The 16468-nt window shown below is 65.7% G+C and carries 16 protein-coding genes and 1 riboswitch; of the genes, 6 read left to right on the top strand and 10 right to left on the bottom strand.

All coding sequences use genetic code 11. The annotated features are described in order from the left end of the window. Positions 1-68: 68 nt before the first annotated feature. From fba to AYB31_RS00885, 7 genes are all read right to left on the bottom strand, one after another. Positions 69-1133: a class II fructose-bisphosphate aldolase gene (gene fba, locus AYB31_RS00855; RefSeq protein ID WP_068824821.1), complete on the bottom strand. Its 1065-nt coding sequence runs from the start codon at positions 1131-1133 to the stop codon at positions 69-71. Between the two features lie 146 nt (positions 1134-1279). Then, a complete protein-coding gene (locus tag AYB31_RS00860; protein ID WP_068824823.1) occupies positions 1280-1600 on the bottom strand; it encodes an MliC family protein in 321 nt (106 codons plus the stop codon). Between the two features lie 9 nt (positions 1601-1609). Continuing rightward, positions 1610-1801, bottom strand: coding sequence for a hypothetical protein (locus AYB31_RS00865; RefSeq protein WP_068824825.1), 192 nt, complete (start codon positions 1799-1801; stop codon positions 1610-1612). A gap of 112 nt (positions 1802-1913) precedes the next feature. Then, on the bottom strand, positions 1914-3077 hold the full coding sequence (locus AYB31_RS00870; RefSeq protein ID WP_068824827.1) for a phosphoglycerate kinase: 1164 nt from the start codon (positions 3075-3077) through the stop codon (positions 1914-1916). A 23-nt stretch (positions 3078-3100) separates the two neighbouring features. Continuing rightward, positions 3101-4150: an erythrose-4-phosphate dehydrogenase gene (gene epd / locus AYB31_RS00875; protein ID WP_068824829.1), complete on the bottom strand. Its 1050-nt coding sequence runs from the start codon at positions 4148-4150 to the stop codon at positions 3101-3103. A 108-nt stretch (positions 4151-4258) separates the two neighbouring features. Next, positions 4259-6259: a transketolase gene (gene tkt, locus AYB31_RS00880; protein WP_068824831.1), complete on the bottom strand. Its 2001-nt coding sequence runs from the start codon at positions 6257-6259 to the stop codon at positions 4259-4261. Positions 6260-6405: 146 nt separating this feature from the next. Further along, positions 6406-7554 (bottom strand): TDT family transporter, encoded by a 1149-nt coding sequence (locus tag AYB31_RS00885; protein WP_068824833.1) that lies wholly within the window; start codon positions 7552-7554, stop codon positions 6406-6408. A 108-nt stretch (positions 7555-7662) separates the two neighbouring features. On the opposite strand from AYB31_RS00885, the gene AYB31_RS00890 reads away from it, so the two are divergent. The 3 genes from AYB31_RS00890 to metK are packed head-to-tail and all read left to right on the top strand — an operon-like array spanning position 7663 to position 10807. Then, complete coding sequence (locus AYB31_RS00890) at positions 7663-8553, top strand: LysR family transcriptional regulator (RefSeq protein WP_068824835.1); 891 nt, start codon at positions 7663-7665, stop codon at positions 8551-8553. A gap of 46 nt (positions 8554-8599) precedes the next feature. Further along, a complete protein-coding gene (locus tag AYB31_RS00895; RefSeq protein WP_068824837.1) occupies positions 8600-9601 on the top strand; it encodes an ArsR/SmtB family transcription factor in 1002 nt (333 codons plus the stop codon). 15 nt (positions 9602-9616) lie between these two features. Beyond that, on the top strand, positions 9617-10807 hold the full coding sequence (gene metK / locus AYB31_RS00900) for a methionine adenosyltransferase (protein WP_068824839.1): 1191 nt from the start codon (positions 9617-9619) through the stop codon (positions 10805-10807). 53 nt (positions 10808-10860) lie between these two features. Here metK and AYB31_RS00905 read toward each other — a convergent pair whose 3' ends face one another. Then, positions 10861-11109, bottom strand: a complete 249-nt coding sequence (locus AYB31_RS00905; RefSeq protein ID WP_068824841.1) for a hypothetical protein — start codon at positions 11107-11109, stop codon at positions 10861-10863. Between the two features lie 97 nt (positions 11110-11206). Between AYB31_RS00905 and ligB the strand changes: the two genes are divergently transcribed. Then, positions 11207-12877, top strand: coding sequence for an NAD-dependent DNA ligase LigB (gene ligB / locus AYB31_RS00910; RefSeq protein ID WP_153020615.1), 1671 nt, complete (start codon positions 11207-11209; stop codon positions 12875-12877). On the opposite strand, the gene AYB31_RS00915 is transcribed toward ligB, so the two are convergent. Together AYB31_RS00915 and AYB31_RS00920 are read right to left on the bottom strand one after the other, a co-directional pair. After that, positions 12874-13323 carry a c-type cytochrome gene (locus tag AYB31_RS00915; protein ID WP_068824904.1) on the bottom strand — a complete coding sequence of 150 codons (450 nt, stop codon included), beginning with the start codon at positions 13321-13323 and terminating at the stop codon, positions 12874-12876. The genes ligB and AYB31_RS00915 overlap by 4 nt on opposite strands. A 63-nt stretch (positions 13324-13386) precedes the next feature. Continuing rightward, positions 13387-13791, bottom strand: coding sequence for an acyl-CoA thioesterase (locus AYB31_RS00920; RefSeq protein WP_068824845.1), 405 nt, complete (start codon positions 13789-13791; stop codon positions 13387-13389). 182 nt (positions 13792-13973) lie between these two features. Next, a riboswitch (S-adenosyl-L-homocysteine riboswitch) is annotated at positions 13974-14123 on the top strand. A gap of 8 nt (positions 14124-14131) precedes the next feature. Here AYB31_RS00920 and ahcY point away from each other — a divergent pair. After that, positions 14132-15538, top strand: coding sequence for an adenosylhomocysteinase (ahcY, locus tag AYB31_RS00925; protein ID WP_153020616.1), 1407 nt, complete (start codon positions 14132-14134; stop codon positions 15536-15538). A 63-nt stretch (positions 15539-15601) separates the two neighbouring features. Beyond that, positions 15602-16450: a methylenetetrahydrofolate reductase [NAD(P)H] gene (gene metF / locus AYB31_RS00930; protein ID WP_068824849.1), complete on the top strand. Its 849-nt coding sequence runs from the start codon at positions 15602-15604 to the stop codon at positions 16448-16450. The last annotated feature ends 18 nt before the right edge of the window (positions 16451-16468 follow it).

Below are 16468 nucleotides of genomic sequence, written 5' to 3' on the forward strand. Positions count from 1 at the left end.
AATCAGTGTGGCGGATACAAAAGAGCCCCGCATCGCGGGGCTCTTGGTGGCGCACAAAGCCTGGAGGCTTAGTTGACCTTGGCAGTCAGCTCGCCGCTGGCATAGCGCTGGAACATGCCTTCCAGGTTGATCGGCTTGATCTTGGAAGCGTTGCCGGCGGTGCCGAAGGCTTCGTAGCGGGCGATGCAGATGTCGCGCATGGCCACGATGGTCTTGGCGAAGAATTTGCGCGGATCGAACTCGCTCGGGTGCTCGGCCATCATGCGGCGCATGGCACCGGTGGAGGCCAGGCGCAGGTCGGTGTCGATGTTGACCTTGCGCACGCCGTGCTTGATGCCTTCGACGATTTCTTCGACCGGCACACCGTAGGTTTCCTTGATGTCGCCGCCGAACTCGTTGATCACCTTCAGCCACTCCTGCGGTACCGAGGAGGAGCCGTGCATCACCAGGTGGGTGTTGGGGATGCGCTTGTGGATTTCCTTGATGCGCTCGATCGACAGTACGTCGCCGGTCGGCGGCTTGGTGAACTTGTAGGCGCCGTGGCTGGTGCCGATGGCGATGGCCAGGGCGTCGACCTGGGTGCGCTTGACGAAGTCGGCGGCCTCTTCCGGGTCGGTCAGCAGCTGGCTGTGGTCCAGCACGCCTTCGGCGCCGACGCCGTCTTCCTCACCGGCCATGCCGGTTTCCAGGCTGCCCAGGCAGCCCAGCTCGCCTTCCACGGACACGCCGCAGGCGTGGGCGAAGGCCACGGTCTGCTGGGTGACGCGCACGTTGTAGTCGTAGTCGGCCGGGGTCTTGCCATCTTCCTTCAGCGAGCCGTCCATCATCACCGAGCTGAAACCCAGCTGGATCGAGCGCTGGCACACGTCCGGGCTGGTGCCGTGATCCTGGTGCATGCACACCGGGATGTGCGGGAACTCTTCGATGGCGGCGAGGATCAGGTGGCGCAGGAAAGGCGCACCGGCGTATTTGCGGGCGCCGGCCGAAGCCTGGACGATCACCGGGGAATCGGTCTTGTCCGCCGCTTCCATGATGGCGCGCATCTGCTCGAGGTTGTTGACGTTGAAAGCCGGTACGCCGTAGCCGAATTCGGCGGCGTGGTCCAGCATCTGACGCATGCTGATCAGTGCCATGTGTTCCTGTCTCCCGGAAAAAGGATCGTTAATCGTGCAGCCTGCCCCACGGGCAGGCCTGGTTCAAGTGATCCGGAAGGTACGGCTTCGCCCGCTTCCGGTGCGCGCGGCCAGTTGGCCACGCGGTGTTGCAAAATCCTCGCCGCTCAGCGCGCCTTGCAGTTGCGCCCGACGACCTGCTCGCTGCCGATCCGGTACACCAGCCCTTCCTCGCCCTTGGTGTGGAAGGCCAGGATCGGGTCGCTGTACAGCTCCCCCGAGGCCGCCGGCTGACGCTTTAGGCGGTGGGCGATGTCGCTGCCACCCAGACGCAGGTCGATCGCATCTTCACCTGCCGGGCGCCACAACACTTCGGTGTGATTGTCGCAAACCCAGCTTATCCACTGATCGCTCACCACCGGCTGCTCGGCACAGGCCGACAGCAACAAACTGGCGGTGAGTACGCTCATAAAACGCGTGCCGCTCATCCGTTTTCCTCAGTCACAACGCTGGCTGGGCATGCCGCCATTGGCGCCACTGCCACCCTGCTCGCCCATACGCTCCGCGCCTTGACTGCTCGGCGTCTCAATCTGCGCAGGGCTGAACACCCTGCAGGTCTTTTCGCGGGCATCGCTTGCACAAGCCGCCAACAGCACACCGATAACGCCCAGCAGCATCCACCTGGCCATGGTCTTACTCCTTGCACGAGGAATCGGACAACCCGATCAGCCCAGGGTTTAACCGGGGCAGAACCGGGACTCGTCTTTCACCCTAGCAGGGCAAGACCGGCAGCGCGCTGCATCAGGCCTTGGCGCGGGCCTCCAGCACTTCCACGGCCGGCAGCACCTTGCCCTCGACGAACTCGAGGAAGGCGCCGCCACCGGTGGAGATGTAGCTGATCTGCTCGTTCACGCCGTACTTGTCGATCGCCGCCAGGGTGTCGCCACCACCGGCGATGGAGAAGGCCGGGCTCTCGGCGATGGCCTGGGCCAGCACCTTGGTACCGTTGCCGAACTGGTCGAACTCGAACACGCCGACCGGGCCGTTCCACAGAATGGTCTTCGACGACTTCAGCAACTCGGCAAACTGCGCGGCGGTCTGCGGGCCGATGTCGAGGATCATGTCGTCGTCGGCAACATCGGCGATCAGCTTGACGGTCGCTTCGGCGGTTTCGGCGAACTCCTTGGCCACCACCACGTCCACCGGCAGCGGCACACTGACCTTGGCCGCGATGGCCTTGGCGGTGTCGACCAGGTCGGCCTCGTACAAGGACTTGCCGACCTTGTGCCCGGCCGCAGCGAGGAAGGTGTTGGCGATGCCGCCGCCGACGATCAGCTGGTCGCAGATCTGGCTCAGGCTGTTCAGTACGTCCAGTTTGGTGGAGACCTTGGAGCCGGCGACGATGGCGGCCATCGGTCGCACCGGGTTGCCCAGGGCCTTGCCCAGGGCGTCCAGCTCGGCGGCCAGCAGCGGGCCGGCGGCGGCGACCTTGGCAAACTTGGCCACGCCATGGGTCGAACCCTCGGCGCGGTGGGCTGTGCCGAAGGCGTCCATCACGAACACGTCGCACAGGGCGGCGTACTGCTGGGCCAGCTCGTCGGCGTTCTTCTTCTCACCCTTGTTGAAGCGCACGTTCTCGAACAGCACGATGTCGCCGGCCTTGACCTCGACACCACCCAGGTAATCCTTGACCAGCGGCACTTCCCGGCCCAGAGCCTTGCTCAGGTAGGCAGCGACCGGGGCCAGGCTGTTCTCTTCGCTGAACTCGCCTTCGGTCGGGCGGCCCAGGTGCGAGCAGACCATTACCGCAGCACCCTTCTCCAGCGCCAGCTTGATGGTCGGCAGGGAGGCGAGGATGCGCGCGTCGCTCTTCACCACGCCGTCCTTCACCGGCACGTTGAGGTCTTCGCGGATCAGCACGCGCTTACCGGCGAGGTCGAGGTCGGTCATCTTCAGAACGGTCATGGTCAGTCCTTCACGGGGGCTGGTTAGTTGGATGAGTTGGCGACGGCGAGGAAGTGTTCCGCGACGTCGAGCATGCGGTTGGCGAAGCCCCATTCGTTGTCGAACCAGGCCAGCAGGTTGACCAGGCGCGGGCCGGAGACCCTAGTCTGGCTGCCGTCGACGATGGCCGAATGGGCGTCGTGGTTGAAATCGCAGCTGGCGTGGGGCAGCTCGGTGTAGGCCAGCAAACCCTTGAGCGGACCGGCTTCGGCGGCCTGGCGCAGCAGCGTATTGATCTCTGCGGCCGAGGTATCGCGCGCCACCTGCAGGGTGATATCCAGGCAGGACACGTTCACAGTCGGCACGCGGATGGCCTTGGCCTGCACCCGCCCGCCCAGCTCCGGCAACAGGCGCTCGATACCGCGGGCCAGGCCGGTGGATACCGGAATCACCGACTGGAAGGCCGAGCGCGTGCGGCGCAGGTCTTCGTGGTGATAGGCGTCGATCACCGGCTGGTCGTTCATCGCCGAGTGGATGGTGGTGATCGACACGTACTCGATGCCCACCGCCTCGTTCAGCAGCTTGAGCAGCGGCACCGCGCAGTTGGTGGTGCAGGAAGCGTTGGACACCAGCTTCTCCGCGCCGGTCAGGCGCTGCTGGTTGACGCCGAAGACCACCGTGGCGTCGATATCCGCCTCGCCAGCCATCGGCTGGGAGAACAGCACGCGCGGCGCGCCGGCCGCCAGAAAACGCTCGCCGTCGGCACGGCTGGTGTACTGGCCGGAACACTCCAGCAACAGGTCGATGCCCAGGCCAGCCCAGTCGATGGCTTCGGGCTCGCTCTGGCGCAGCACCTTCACGCAGTCGCCGTTGATATGCAGGCAGTCGCCATCGACCTTCACCTCGCCGGGAAAGCGGCCGTGGGTGGAGTCGAAGCGGGTCAGGTATTCGATGCTGGCCTGGTCGGCCAGGTCGTTCAGCGCGACGATCTCGAAGCCAGCCGCGGCGCCACGCTCGTGCAAGGCGCGCAGCACGCAGCGGCCGATACGACCGTAGCCGTTGAGGGCGACTTTATAGGGGCGGGCGTTGGGCATGGCGGTCTCGATTCGGTCTCCCCTCTCCCGTCGGGAGAGGGGCTGGGGGTGAGGGACGACTCCCTCATCCGGCCCTTGCGGGGCACCTTCTCCCGAGGGGAGAAGGCTTTACGCGTCCAGCAGCTCGGCAGCAGTTTCCAGGATATTGTCGACGGTGAAGCCGAACTCCTCGAACAGCGCCGGCGCCGGAGCAGACTCACCGAAGGTGGTCATGCCGATGATGCGGCCTTCCAGGCCCACGTACTTGTACCAGAAGTCCACATGCGCGGCCTCGATGGCAATACGCGCGCCCACCTGCAACGGCAGCACGGCCTGCTTGTAGGCGGCATCCTGCTGGTCGAACACGCTGGTCGACGGCATGGAGACGACACGCACCTTGCGGCCCTGCTCGCTCAGCTTGTCGAAGGCCTGCACGGCCAGACCGACTTCCGAACCGGTGGCGATCAGGATCAGCTCCGGCTCGCCGGCGCAGTCCTTCAGCACATAGCCGCCACGGGCCACGTCGGCCAGTTGCTGGGCATCACGCGCCTGGTGCGGCAGGTTCTGGCGGCTGAAGATCAGCGCGGACGGGCCGTCGGCACGCTCGATGGCGTACTTCCAGGCCACGGCGGATTCCACCGCGTCGGCCGGGCGCCAGGTATCCAGGTTCGGCGTGCCGCGCAGGCTGGCCAGCTGCTCGATCGGCTGGTGCGTCGGGCCGTCTTCGCCGAGGCCGATGGAGTCGTGGGTGAACACGAACAGCACGCGCTGCTTCATCAGCGAAGCCATGCGCACGGCGTTGCGCGCGTACTCCATGAAGATCAGGAAGGTCGCACCGTACGGGATGAAACCGCCGTGCAGGGCGATGCCGTTCATGATCGCGCTCATGCCGAACTCGCGCACACCGTAGAACAGGTAGTTGCCGGATGCGTCAGCGGCCTCGACACCCTTGCAGCCTTTCCACAGGGTCAGGTTGGAGCCGGCCAGGTCGGCGGAGCCGCCGAGGAACTCCGGGAGCAGCGGACCGAAGGCATTCAGCGCATTCTGGCTGGCCTTGCGGCTGGCGATGGTCTCACCCTTGGCGGCGACTTCGGCGACATAAGCAGCGGACTTCTCGGCGAAGTCGGCCGGCAGCTCACCGGCCAGGCGGCGCTTGAGTTCGGCAGCCAGCTCCGGATGGGCGGCAGCGTAGGCGGCGAAACGCAGGTCCCAGTCGGCTTCGCGGGCGGCGCCGGCTTCCTTGGCATCCCACTCGGCGTAGATGTCGGCCGGGATTTCGAACGGGCCGTGGTTCCAGCCCAGGGCAGCGCGGGTCAGGGCAATTTCGTCATTGCCCAGCGCGGCACCGTGGCACTCTTCCTTGCCCTGCTTGTTCGGCGAACCGAAGCCGATGATGGTCTTGCAGCAGATCAGGGTCGGACGGTCGCTGGATTTGCGCGCAGTCTCGATGGCGATCTTGATTTCTTCGGCGTCGTGGCCGTCGACATTCCGGATCACCTGCCAGCCGTAGGCCTCGAAGCGCGCCGGGGTGTCGTCGGTGAACCAGCCGTGGACTTCGCCATCGATGGAGATGCCGTTGTCGTCGTAGAAGGCGATCAGCTTGCCCAGGCCCAGGGTGCCGGCCAGCGAGCAGACCTCATGGCTGATGCCTTCCATCATGCAGCCATCGCCGAGGAAGGCGTAGGTGAAGTGGTCGACGACGGTGTGGCCGTCGCGGTTGAACTGCGCGCCCAGCACCTTCTCGGCGATGGCGAAGCCGACGGCGTTGGCGATGCCCTGGCCCAGCGGGCCGGTAGTGGTCTCCACGCCCGGGGTGTAGCCGTACTCCGGGTGACCCGGGGTGCGGCTGTGCAGCTGGCGGAACTGCTTGAGGTCGTCGATGCCCAGGTCGTAGCCGGTCAGGTGCAGCAGCGAGTAGATCAGCATCGAGCCGTGGCCGTTGGACAGCACGAAGCGGTCGCGGTCGGCCCAGTTCGGGTTCAGCGGGTTGTGCTTGAGGTAGTCACGCCACAGCACTTCGGCGATGTCCGCCATGCCCATGGGGGCGCCGGGGTGGCCGCTGTTGGCTTTCTGCACGGCATCCATGCTGAGGGCACGAATGGCGTTGGCACGCTCACGACGGCTGGGCATCGCTGAATCTCCTGCGGGTACTGATCACGGAAAGGCGCGCATTTTCGCCCAGCAGGCGCCGCGGGGGCAATGACAGATGGTCGAACGCCCGCCCAAGCAGCCGAAAAGAGCCATCGGGATGACCTCGATTATCGGGTGGCACCCCGTCAATCCGCCGCGAACACCCCATGCGCCGGCGCGCTCGGCCCGCTCAAACAGGGCGCCTCGAACAGCTCGCCATGCCAGACACCGAGCAACGTGCGCTGCAGCACCAGCAGCCAGACCGCCGCCAGCTGCACGCTCAGCACCAGCCCGACCAGGGCGAAGAAGCGCAGCTCGGTCAGGCGTTCCAGCTCGAACGTGGCCAGGGTGAACACCCCCAGGGGGAAGGTGAAGCCCCACCAGCCGAGATTGAACGGCATGTTGTCGCGAATGTAGTGACGAGTGAAGAAGATCGCCGTGACCAGCCACCACAGCCCCGCACCCCACAGAGCCAGGCCGCCAACCAGACCGATGCCACTAGCCACTTCGGCAGCACCGGCCAGCGGCGTGCCGGCGAAGGCGGCCGGAGCATCCTGGCCCATGGTCAGCAACCCCAGGCAGCCGGTGGCCAGCGGCCCCAGCGGCAGCCAGCTGGTGGCGGCGAAGTCGGTGTCCGGTAGTTTGTGCAGGGCCAGGCGCAGCAACACCAGAGTGATCAGCGAGAAGGCCAGGGACAGCGACATGCCCCAGAGGACGAAGCCGACCGTCAGCATCAGTCGCGCCGAGGCCGGGTCCAGGTGTGGCGCCAGACCGCCAGCCGCACCGGCCGCCACCTCGGGCGCGACGATCGGCAGCAGCCACACGGCCGTCATCTTCTCCAGCGCGTGGCTCTGCCGGGTGAACATCAGGTAGGGCACCAGCAGCGCACTACCCAGCGCCAGCCCCGCATCCAGCCACCACAGCACATGGGCCAGCGCGTACACAGCCTCGCCCCAACGCGCCGGGCCGAACTGCACCAGCCCGCCGATCAGCATGGCCAGGCCCATCGGGATGGCGCCGAGAAACATCGACTGCACCGGGTGCAGCAGCATCGGCCAGACGGTGTCGCGGAACACCAGCACGCGCGCCAGGAACAGCAAGCCGAACAGGGCGAACAGCAGCACGCCGAACAGCCAGAGCGCCTCGGCCAGAGCCAGCTGCCCCAGCAACGCCCAGGGCAGGCGGGCGATGACCAGGGCAAGCACGCCGGTGCCCATGGTCATGGCGAACCAGTTGGGCGTGAAGTGACGGACAAAGGCCCAGGGTTCGGGCAGGCGAGTGAAGGGGCGCGGCATGACGGTTCCGATGGCAGAAAACGAGATGCCAAGGCTAGGCAAGCGCTTGCCATATTAAAAATACATATTCAGCATGCTTTGCATGCTTTCTATTTATGCAAGAACGCCATGAACCTTCATCACCTCAAGGTCTTCCTCGCCGTCGCCCAGGCCGGCAGCATCAGCGCCGGCGCCCAGCGCCTGCATATCAGCCAGCCGGCGGTGACCCGCGAAATCCGCGAGCTGGAAGCCAGCCTCGGCCTGCTCCTGTTCGACCGCCACCCACGCGGGGTCAAGCCCACCGAGGGCGGCCAACGCCTGCAGCAGTTCGCCGAGCGCATATTCGCTCTGGAACAGGCCGCCGAGCGCGACCTGCGCGACTACGCCAACCTCGACCAGGGCGAGCTGTACCTTGGCGCCAGCGCCACCCTGGGCGCCTACCTGCTGCCGCCACTGCTCAATCGCTTCCGCGCCGAACATCCACAGATATTCATCAGCCTGCAGGTCAGCAACACCCACGAAGTCACCCGGCAGCTGGACGACGGCAGCATCAGCCTGGGCTTCGTCGAAGGCCCCTTTCCCGCTGCCGACTACGCCCACCACCTGCTGGCCCGCGACCGCTTGCTGCCGCTGACCGGCCCGGCCCACCCGCTGGCCGGGCGTCGCCAGCTGCACGCCGTCGACCTGCAGAAGCACGAGCTGTATATGCGCGAACCCGGCTCCGGCGCCCGCGTCAGCATCGAACAGGCCTACCGCGAGCTGGGGCTGGAGGCACGTGCGGCGATGGTCGGCGGCGGCACCGAGCCGCTCAAACGCCTGATCGCCGGCGGGCGTGGCATCGCCTGGCTGTCGCAACTGGTGGTCGAAGAGGAGCTGGCCGACGGTCGCCTGGTGTGCCTGGACGTGGTCGACTTGCAGATCGAGCGCGACCTGCACCTGCTCTGGCGCCGTGACAGCCAGCTGAGCCCGGCACCAGCAGCCTTCCTGGAACTCCTGAAAAGCAATATCAAAACTTTTTGATATTGCTGTTGCTGGATGAAAAGTGAGCGACTAGACTGCCGCCACTATGAATGTGCGCGCACCCCAGCTCCGTTTCGAGCCAGCCGATGAGCTCGCCGCCCTGTGCAAGGCCGGCGGCGACCCGTTGCGCCTGAACGTGCTGCGCGCCCTGAGCAACGACTCCTTCGGCGTGCTGGAGCTGGCGCAGATCTTCGCCATCGGCCAGTCGGGCATGAGCCACCACCTCAAGGTCCTGGCCCAGGCTGGCCTGGTGGCCACCCGGCGCGAAGGCAACGCAGTCTTCTACCGTCGCGCCCTGCCCCAGGGCGAGCTACTCGGCGGCACCCTGCATGCAGCACTGTTGAGTGAAGTGGATGCGCTGCAGCTGCCGGACGAAGTACAGGCCCGCGTGCACGCCGTGCATGCCCAGCGCGCCGCCGCCAGCCGCGACTTCTTCGCCAAGGCGGCGGACAAGTTCCAGGCCCAGCAGGACCTGATCGCCGGCCTGCCGCAGTACCGCGACAGCGTGCTGGCCCTGCTCGACGCCCTAGGCTTCGCCGCCGGCGCCACGGCACTGGAAGTCGGCCCTGGCGACGGCGGCTTCCTGCCGGAGCTGGCGCGGCGCTTCCAGCGCGTGCGGGCCCTGGACAACAGCGAGGCGATGCTGGAACTGGCGCGCCAGCGCTGCGAGCAAGAACAGTTGGGCAATGTCGAGCTGCAACTCGCCGACGCCCTGCATGACGAAATCGACGCGGCCGACTGCGTGGTGGTGAATATGGTCCTGCACCATTTCGCCGCCCCGGCCGAGGCACTGCAACAACTGGCGCGCCTGGTGAACCCCGGCGGCAGCCTGCTGATCACCGAGTTGTGCAGCCACGACCAGAGTTGGGCCCGGACGGCCTGCGGCGACCTCTGGCTTGGCTTCGAACAGGAAGACCTGGCCCGCTGGGCCGATGCCGCGGGGCTCACGCCCGGCGAGAGCCTCTACATTGGCCTCAAGAATGGCTTTCAGATTCAGGTACGGCACTTCGCCAAGCCGGATTGGCAAAGCGCCCTCACCCACCGGTAAGAAAGGAACCGATAGATGAGCGAATATTCCCTGTTTACTTCCGAGTCCGTCTCCGAAGGACATCCGGACAAGATCGCCGACCAGATTTCCGATGCCGTCCTCGACGCCATCATCGAGCAGGACAAGCACGCCCGCGTGGCCGTGGAGACCCTGGTCAAGACCGGCGTCGCCATCGTCGCCGGCGAAGTCACCACCAGCGCCTGGGTCGACCTCGAGCAGATCGTCCGCGACGTGATCTGCGACATCGGCTACACCAGCTCCGACGTCGGCTTCGACGGCGCCACCTGCGGCGTGATGAACATCATCGGCAAGCAGTCCCCGGACATCAATCAGGGGGTCGACCGCGCCAAGCCGGAAGACCAGGGTGCCGGTGACCAGGGCCTGATGTTCGGCTACGCCAGCAACGAAACCGACGTGCTGATGCCGGCACCGATCCGCTTCTCCCACGCCCTGGTCGAGCGCCAGGCCGAGGCGCGCAAGTCCGGTCTGCTGACCTGGCTGCGTCCGGACGCCAAGTCCCAGGTCACCTGCCAGTACGAGAATGGCAAGGTGGTCGGCATCGACGCCGTGGTGCTGTCGACCCAGCACAACCCGGAAGTGTCGCTGAGCGACCTGCGCGAAGGCGTGATGGAGCTGATCATCAAGCACGCCCTGCCGGCCGAACTGCTGCACAAGGACACCCAGTTCCACATCAACCCGACTGGCAACTTCGTCATCGGCGGCCCGGTGGGTGACTGCGGCCTGACCGGGCGCAAGATCATCGTCGACTCCTACGGCGGCATGGCCCGCCACGGCGGCGGCGCCTTCTCCGGCAAGGACCCGTCCAAGGTCGACCGTTCGGCTGCCTACGCCGGTCGCTACGTGGCCAAGAACATCGTCGCCGCCGGCCTGGCCGATCGCTGCGAGATCCAGGTCTCCTACGCCATCGGCGTGGCCCAGCCGACTTCGATCTCGATCAACACCTTCGGCACCCACAAGATCGCCGAAAGCAAGATCATCCAGCTGGTGCGCGAAGTGTTCGACCTGCGTCCGTACGCCATCACCAAGATGCTCGACCTGCTCCACCCGATGTACCGCGAAACCGCGGCCTACGGCCACTTCGGCCGCACCCCGCAGCAGAAGACCGTCGGCAACGACACCTTCAGCACCTTCACCTGGGAGAAGACCGACAAGGTCGAGGCGCTGCGCGCAGCCGCCGGCCTGTAAGGCTCTGCAGGAACGGAAAAGCCCCGCCTAGTGCGGGGCTTTTTGTTGGCGCGTCAGAGGCTGAAAGAAAAACCTATACCGCTGTCAGCGAAGCGCAGTGCGCCAGCGAAATACATCAGCGCGGCTCCGGCAAGCATGGTCACAAACGGGCTGCGGATTGTCGGCTCGTAGAGCGAGAAAAAGCCCTGTGCCAACGGTGGAAAAATGAAGTTGAGCACCACGCAAAGCAGGGATACCTGAATACCCCTGGCCACCGACCAGATCCAGCCGCAGACGAGAACCAACAAACCCAACGTAGCCATATCACTCTCCTTGTGGACGAAGTTCGCAAAAGCGCAGCGATCCTAGAGCAAGCTGCGAGGTACTGACTAGCCTGCAAACACCACACCCCGAGCAAGGATGCTCCCCATGCGAACCTGCATCGCATTCTGTGCGCTGGCCTATGCCTGCGCCCTGTCCGCCAACCCATGCCCCGACTGGCCCATCGCGCGAGCCGCCCAGGAGATCGGCGCGCTCGAGCGACAGCTGGCCGAGTGGGACCACGCCTACCATGTCGCCGGCCAGCCCCTGGTCGACGATGAACTCTACGACCAGAGCCGTGCCCGCCTCGGCGAGTGGCAGACCTGTTTTCCCGCTCACCCGCCAACAGCGCCAGAGCCATTGCGCGGTGCCGGCGGCCCAGTCGCGCATCCGATCCCCCAGACCGGCCTGAGCAAGCTACCCGATGAAACCGCGGTGCGCGCCTGGATGCAGCCGCGTGACGATCTGTGGGTGCAACCCAAGGTCGACGGCGTAGCCGTCACCCTGGTCTATCGCGCAGGTCGTTTGCAGCAGTTCATCAGTCGCGGCGACGGTCGCACAGGCCAGGACTGGAGCGCACAGGCGCACTTGATCGGAGCGATCCCACAACAACTGGCCGACAGCGCCGAGCTGATCCTGCAGGGCGAGCTGTACTGGCGCCTGCCCGGCCATGTGCAACGGCGCGATGGCGGCCGCAACGCCCGTAACAAGGTGGCCGGCGCCCTCGCCCGCAGCACGCTGGATGCCGCAACGGCGGCGCAGATCGGCCTGTTCGTCTGGGACTGGCCCAATGGCCCGGACGCCATGGACGAGCGCCTGGCCGACCTAAAGCGTCTGGGCTTCGGCGACAGCGCCCGACTGACGCTGCCACTGCGCCATCCGAACCAGGTGCGCCAGTGGCGCGAGCAGTGGTACCGCAGCCCGCTGCCCTTCGCCAGCGACGGCGTGGTACTGCGTCAGGGCAGACGCCCGCCCGGCAGCGCCTGGGTCGCCGAGACGCCCAGCTGGGCGGTGGCCTGGAAGTATCCAGTGCGCCAGGCCCTGGCACAGGTCCGCGCCGTGCACTTCAAGATCGGCCGCAGCGGTCGCATCACCCCGCTGCTGCAGCTACAGCCGGTCGAACTGGATGGGCGCCAGGTGCAGCGGGTCAGTCTCGGCTCGCTGCAGCGCTGGCGCGAACTGGATGTACGCCCCGGCGATCAGGTGAACATTGCCCTGGCCGGGCTGACCATCCCGCGCCTGGAGGGCGTAACCTGGCGCACCCAGGTTCGTGACAAGCTGACGGTGCCCGATCCCGCCGCCTACCACGCCCTGAGCTGCTGGCGACCGAGCGCCGGCTGCGCCAGCCAGTTCGCCGCACGCCAGCAATGGCTGAGCAGCAAGCAGGGCCTGGCCCTACCCGGCGTCGGTGCCGGCACCTGGGAGAAACTGCAACTGCAGGGGCTGCTCGACTGGTTGCCGCTGAGCGAGACCGAACTGGCGAGCAGACCGGGACTGGGACCACGCAGCGCTGCCAAGCTCCGGGCCAGCTTCGACCTCGCCCGGCAGCGCTCATTCAGCCAGTGGCTGCGCGCCCTCGGCTTGCCGCCAAACGGCTCGGCGCCACTGGAGGGTGACTGGGACAGCCTGGCGGCACGCGATGCCAGGGCCTGGGATGCCTATGCCGGAGTGGGTGCCAGTCGCGCAGCGCAACTAGCGGCGTTCTTTCGCGCCCCGGAAGTGGTGCAACTGCGCGCACAGTTGCACGCCGCCGGGGTAGAAGGCTTCTAGTAGATGCGGAACTCTTCGTGGCAGGCCTTGCAGGCCGCCTCGACCTTGGCCACCGGCTCGGCCAGCGCCTGGGCCTGCAGCGGCTTGGCCTGTGCAGCAACGTGCAGCGCGCCGGTCGCCGCTTCCAGCTCGCGGGCCAGTTGCTGGAAACGCTCCTGGCGCTGCCAAACTTCATCACGCGCCTGGCTGTCATCGCCGCTCTCGCGCACCTGGGGAAAATGCTGCCAGGGCTGACGCGAGATATCGTCCAGATGCGCCGCACCCTGACTGAAGCGCTCGGCGTTGAACACCAGACGCCCGCGCAGCATGCCGCCGAGGTCTTCGCTGGTCTTGAGCATGTCCTTGAAGAGGGTCTGACGCTTGCCCAGCGGCGAGTTCGGGTCGACCCGATCACAGGCGACAAGCAGGGTGCAGGCGAGCAGAGCGAGGAGCAGTTTCGACTTCATCATCTACGGCTGATCGGACGGAGGGGGCGACAGTATTGCCGCTACGCCCCGATCGGCCAAGCGCTAGGATGCCGCAGGCCCATCCTGGAAGCGGTCGCGGATATAGGTGATCTCGGTCTTGCCATGTGGCGCCGGCAGACCGTCGGCCCCCAGATTGACGAAGACCAGGCGGTCGATGGTGAGGATGCTCTTGCGGGTGATCTTGTTGCGCACCTCGCAGCGCAGGGTGATCGAGCTACGCCCGAAATCGGTGGCGGTCAGGCCCAGCTCGATGATGTCGCCCTGGCGCGCCGAGCTGACGAAATTGATCTCGGATATCAGCTTGGTCACCACGCTCTGGCTCTCCAGCTGAATGATGGCGTAGATCGCAGCCTCCTCGTCGATCCATTTCAGCAGGCTGCCGCCGAACAAGGTGCCGTTGGGGTTGAGGTCTTCGGGCTTGACCCATTTGCGCGTGTGGAACTTCATGGCCACTCCTGTCTTTTCGGTCAGTTTCGGCCGTCATGATCGCAGCCGCCCGGGCACCCCGTCGCGGCAAAGCTTTCAATCGCCCCCATAGCCAGCCGACAGAAAGCCTTGGGCTGGCGTACGCGCATGGCTATAATCCCCGGGCTTCACGCGACCGGCTCAGTTCCGGCCGCGCCCGCCACCTGTCCGAGGGGCGCTGCAGCAGGTAGAAGGACCCGTTTGAATCCCCAAGCCCGGCATTCCAGCAAGGCAATGCGGCGATTCGAATCAGTCTTCCGCCTGTCAGGCTCGGATGGGGCGTTAACCATACGCATCAACGGCGCCCATTCGCAGACAACGAATGGAGAGCTATTGCATGAGCGCTTTTAACGACTACAAAGTCGCCGACATTTCCCTGGCCGACTGGGGCCGCAAGGAACTGATCATCGCCGAGTCCGAGATGCCGGCACTGATGGGCCTGCGCCGCAAGTACGCCGCCAGCCAGCCGCTGAAAGGCGCCAAGATCCTCGGCTGCATCCACATGACCATCCAGACTGGCGTACTGATCGAGACGCTGACCGCCCTGGGCGCCGAAGTGCGCTGGTCGTCCTGCAACATTTTCTCCACCCAGGATCAGGCCGCCGCCGCCATCGCCGCCGCCGGCATCCCGGTGTTCGCCTGGAAAGGCGAGACCGAAGAAGAGTACGAGTGGTGCATCGAGCAGACCATCCTCAAGGACGGCCAGCCGTGGGACGCCAACATGGTGCTGGACGACGGCGGTGACCTGACCGAAATCCTGCACAAGAAATACCCGCAGATGCTCGAGCGCATCCACGGTGTTACCGAGGAAACCACCACCGGCGTGCACCGCCTGCTCGACATGCTCAAGGCCGGCACCCTGAAAGTCCCGGCGATCAACGTCAACGACGCGGTCACCAAGAGCAAGAACGACAACAAGTACGGCTGCCGCCACAGCCTCAACGACGCTATCAAGCGCGGCACCGACCACCTGCTGTCCGGCAAGCAGGCACTGGTCATCGGCTACGGTGACGTGGGCAAGGGCTCGGCGCAGTCGCTGCGTCAGGAAGGCATGATCGTCAAGGTCTCCGAAGTCGATCCGATCTGCGCCATGCAGGCCTGCATGGACGGCTTCGAGCTGGTCTCCCCGTACAAGAACGGCATCAACGACGGCACCGAGGCGAGCGTCGACGCCGCTCTGCTGGGCAAGATCGACCTGATCGTGACCACCACCGGTAACGTCAACGTGTGCGACGCCGGCATGCTCAAGGCTCTGAAGAAGCGCGCCGTGGTGTGCAACATCGGCCACTTCGACAACGAGATCGACACCGCCTTCATGCGCAAGAACTGGGCGTGGGAAGAGGTCAAGCCGCAGGTGCACAAGATCCACCGCACCGGCGCAGGCAGCTTCGACCCGGCCAATGACGACTACCTGATCCTGCTGGCCGAAGGCCGCCTGGTGAACCTGGGTAACGCCACCGGCCACCCGAGCCGCATCATGGACGGCTCCTTCGCCAACCAGGTACTGGCGCAGATCTTCCTGTTCGAGCAGAAGTTCGCCGACCTCTCTGCCGAGAAGAAGGCCGAGCGTCTGACCGTGGAAGTGCTGCCGAAGAAGCTGGACGAGGAAGTCGCCCTGGAAATGGTCAAGGGCTTCGGCGGCGTGGTCACCCAGCTGACCGCCAAGCAGGCCGAGTACATCGGCGTGGCCGTGGAAGGCCCGTTCAAGCCGGACACCTACCGCTACTGATGATGTGCCGCGAGGGCGGGGTGGCAACACCCCGCCCTTTGCGTGTGTGCAAGGACCCAATCGATGTCTCAAGAACAACGTAGTTTCAGCTTCGAGTTCTTCCCCACCAAGACCGAAGCGGGGCATGAAAAACTGATGGGCGTGGCGCGCCAGCTGGCCAGCTACAACCCCAATTTCTTTTCCTGCACCTATGGTGCCGGCGGCTCGACCCGCGACCGCACCCTCAACACCGTGCTGCAGCTCGATGGCGACGTCGGCGTGCCGACCGCGCCACACCTGTCCTGCGTTGGTGACAGCAAAGACGAGCTGCGCAGCCTGCTCAGCCAGTACAAGAACTCCGGCATCAAGCGCATCGTCGCCCTGCGCGGCGACCTGCCGTCCGGCATGGGCATGGCCAGCGGCGAGCTGCGCTACGCCAACGAACTGGTCGAGTTCATCCGCAACGAAACCGGCGACCATTTCCATATCGAAGTGGCGGCCTACCCGGAAGTGCACCCGCAGGCGCGCAACTTCGAGGACGATCTGCAGAACTTCGTGCGCAAGTGCCGGGCCGGTGCCAGCAGCGCCATCACCCAGTACTTCTTCAGCGCCGACTGCTACTTCTACTTCGTCGAGCGCGTGCGCAAGCTGGGCGTCGATCTGCCGATCGTGCCGGGCATCATGCCGATCACCAACTACAGCAAGCTGGCTCGCTTCTCCGACGCCTGCGGCGCCGAGATTCCGCGCTGGGTGCGCAAGCAGCTGGAAGCCTACGGCGACGACCTGGAGAGCATCCAGGCCTACGGCGAACAGGTGGTGACCGAGATGTGCGAGCGCCTGCTGCAAGGCGGCGCGCCCGGTCTGCACTTCTATACTCTCAATCAGGCCGACCCAAGCCTGGCCATCTGGAACAACCTCAAGCTGCCACGCTGAGACGTTCCACGGGTCGCG

The sequence above is a fragment of the Pseudomonas sp. BMS12 genome, assembly GCF_001592875.1.
In the GTDB taxonomy this organism is placed as follows: Bacteria; Pseudomonadota; Gammaproteobacteria; order Pseudomonadales; family Pseudomonadaceae; genus Aquipseudomonas.

Coding starts and splice junctions, on each gene's coding strand:
- fba (WP_068824821.1), bottom strand. CDS start 1,133: ATGGCACTGATCAGCATGCGTCAGATGCTGGACCACGCCGCCGAATTC.
- AYB31_RS00860 (WP_068824823.1), bottom strand. CDS start 1,600: ATGAGCGGCACGCGTTTTATGAGCGTACTCACCGCCAGTTTGTTGCTG.
- AYB31_RS00865 (WP_068824825.1), bottom strand. CDS start 1,801: ATGGCCAGGTGGATGCTGCTGGGCGTTATCGGTGTGCTGTTGGCGGCT.
- AYB31_RS00870 (WP_068824827.1), bottom strand. CDS start 3,077: ATGACCGTTCTGAAGATGACCGACCTCGACCTCGCCGGTAAGCGCGTG.
- epd (WP_068824829.1), bottom strand. CDS start 4,150: ATGCCCAACGCCCGCCCCTATAAAGTCGCCCTCAACGGCTACGGTCGT.
- tkt (WP_068824831.1), bottom strand. CDS start 6,259: ATGCCCAGCCGTCGTGAGCGTGCCAACGCCATTCGTGCCCTCAGCATG.
- AYB31_RS00885 (WP_068824833.1), bottom strand. CDS start 7,554: ATGCCGCGCCCCTTCACTCGCCTGCCCGAACCCTGGGCCTTTGTCCGT.
- AYB31_RS00890 (WP_068824835.1), top strand. CDS start 7,663: ATGAACCTTCATCACCTCAAGGTCTTCCTCGCCGTCGCCCAGGCCGGC.
- AYB31_RS00895 (WP_068824837.1), top strand. CDS start 8,600: ATGAATGTGCGCGCACCCCAGCTCCGTTTCGAGCCAGCCGATGAGCTC.
- metK (WP_068824839.1), top strand. CDS start 9,617: ATGAGCGAATATTCCCTGTTTACTTCCGAGTCCGTCTCCGAAGGACAT.
- AYB31_RS00905 (WP_068824841.1), bottom strand. CDS start 11,109: ATGGCTACGTTGGGTTTGTTGGTTCTCGTCTGCGGCTGGATCTGGTCG.
- ligB (WP_153020615.1), top strand. CDS start 11,207: ATGCTCCCCATGCGAACCTGCATCGCATTCTGTGCGCTGGCCTATGCC.
- AYB31_RS00915 (WP_068824904.1), bottom strand. CDS start 13,323: ATGAAGTCGAAACTGCTCCTCGCTCTGCTCGCCTGCACCCTGCTTGTC.
- AYB31_RS00920 (WP_068824845.1), bottom strand. CDS start 13,791: ATGAAGTTCCACACGCGCAAATGGGTCAAGCCCGAAGACCTCAACCCC.
- ahcY (WP_153020616.1), top strand. CDS start 14,132: ATGGAGAGCTATTGCATGAGCGCTTTTAACGACTACAAAGTCGCCGAC.
- metF (WP_068824849.1), top strand. CDS start 15,602: ATGTCTCAAGAACAACGTAGTTTCAGCTTCGAGTTCTTCCCCACCAAG.